General features: G+C 65.4%; 2 protein-coding genes. Both read left to right on the top strand.

The window, feature by feature from the left end:
- A partial coding sequence (locus AB0K05_RS44375) for an RHS repeat-associated core domain-containing protein (protein ID WP_364237868.1) occupies positions 1-1,035 on the top strand: 1,035 nt, incomplete at its 5' end.
- Positions 1,036-1,127: 92 nt separating this feature from the next.
- Positions 1,128-1,946: a transposase family protein gene (locus AB0K05_RS44370; protein ID WP_364237866.1), complete on the top strand. Its 819-nt coding sequence runs from the start codon at positions 1,128-1,130 to the stop codon at positions 1,944-1,946.
- The last annotated feature ends 53 nt before the right edge of the window (positions 1,947-1,999 follow it).

Raw genomic sequence — 1,999 nt, 5'->3', positions numbered from 1 at the left:
TACCCCGGCCGCACCGACACCTACGCCTACGACGACGCCGGCCAACTCGCCGCCCGCACCGTCGACAACAAGCAAGCCACCTTCACCTGGAACCCCCTCGGTCAGCTTGACCAGGCCACCATCGACGGCCAGGACACCACGATGGTCTACGACGCCGCCGGCGAACGCCTCATCCGCCGCGACCCCGGCGGCACCACCCTCTACCTCGGCCCGGTCGAACTGCGCCTCGCCAGCGGCCAGATAACCGGCAAGCGCTACTACAGCAGCAGCGACGGCTCCCTTGTGGCCATGCGCGAACCCGGCGGGGTCACCTGGATGCTGGCCGGACTGCACGGCAGCACCCAACTGGCCGTCAACGCCACCACCGGCAACGTCAGCCGCGAACGCTACCTGCCCTTCGGCCAGCGCCGCGGCACCGACGACCTGCCCTTCACCGACCTCGGCTTCCTCGGCAAGACCGAAGACGCCTCCACCGACCTCACCTACCTGGGCGCCCGCTACTACGACCCGACGATCGCCAAGTTCATCTCCACCGATCCGGAACTCGACCTGCGCACCCCCGAATGGGCCAACCCCTACTCCTACGCCGCCAACAACCCCATCGACCAATCCGACCCCGACGGCCGCCGCGTCGACACCGGAAACCGCAAGTCGGACAAGACCTTCTCCAAGACTCACCACGCCAGCGGCAAGAAGAAGACTAAATGGGACCGAAAGCTCGAGAGAAAGCATAAAAAGGCGACCGCTGCCCAACAGAGGAAAATAGATCGACAGCGATCCCAGGACCAAGCCCGCGATGGCCTGATCCGAGACAAGAAAGAACTCGGAGAAAACTTCCGCCAGCGAGGGCAGCGAACGGACAACAAGGCGGAGCTTTGCCGGCGTTCGCGCGATTGCGGCCGAGGCATTGTTCAGGAGACCGACGATGTATCGATCATCGTTGGATCAGTCACGGGAGTCGGCGTCGTAAGGGGCGGACTGCGTGCAGTGAGCCATTTTCATCCACCTGGCGACGAATCGCTGGTCACAGCGTGATCGCAAGGTCGGCGTTCGCCTGATTGCATAGAGAAACCCCTGGTAGACGGATTGATCACCACAACCACGTCCGTCACCACCAGGGGCTTCGGATGCTGTTCTATCGTGCTGCCGTCGATTTGTCCTCCCAGACGCTGAACTACGTCGCCGCCATCGTCCGGCGGCACCGCAAGGCGATCAAGTCGCCCTGGCGGCGGCTCAACCCGGGACAACAAGCCCTGCTCGTACTCGTCTACCTGCGCAAAGGCGAGACCTACACCGAACTCGGCGCCGGCTTCCAGGTGTCAACCGCGACCGCCTGGAGGTACGTGGAGGAGACGGTGGCGCTGCTGTCGGCACGCTCGCCCAAGCTCGGACAGGCCTTACGGAAGGCCAAGCGGGACGGGCTGCACTACCTGGTCCTGGACGGCATGCTGATCCGTACCGACCGGATCAAGGCCGACCGGCCCTACTACTCCGGCAAGCACCGCGTGCACGGAATGAACGTGCAGGTCATCGCCACTCCGGACGGGACGATCCTGTGGACGTCCGGAGCCCTGCCGGGCAAGACCCATGACCTGAGCGCCGCCCGCATCTGGGGCATCTTGCGCGCGCTTGAGCAGGCCGGGATCATCACGTTGGCCGACAAGGGCTATCAAGGGGCCGAAGGGCCGGTGATCACCCCGTACAAGGGTCGGAACAAGCCCGCCTCGCAGAAGCGGGCCAACCGCGCCCACGCCAAGCTCCGCGGCCCGGGCGAACGCGCGAACGCCCAGCTCAAAGGCTGGAAGATCCTCCGCAAGCTACGCTGCAGCCCTGGCAAGGCAGGCCACCTCTGCAAGGCCATCGCCGTTCTTCAGAACCACCGCGTGGCTCAGGCAGTTCGAGGATGTAGGGTCGGGAGCTGGCGCAGTGGCGTCTCCTGGCGGTAGGGCCCGGGGCCTGTCTTCCGCCGGTTTCCCGGTCGGCTGTGCTCTCCCCGATG

Source organism: Nonomuraea sp. NPDC049486 (assembly GCF_040676925.1).
In the GTDB taxonomy this organism is placed as follows: domain Bacteria; phylum Actinomycetota; class Actinomycetes; order Streptosporangiales; family Streptosporangiaceae; genus Nonomuraea; species Nonomuraea ferruginea.
Note: the sequence above shows the minus strand (reverse complement) of the source record. Positions and strands in the feature narration are given on the sequence as shown.

Bases quoted from the DNA above. Each gene is read 5' to 3' on its own strand.
- AB0K05_RS44370 (WP_364237866.1), top strand. From the start codon at position 1,128: ATGCTGTTCTATCGTGCTGCCGTCGATTTGTCCTCCCAGACGCTGAAC.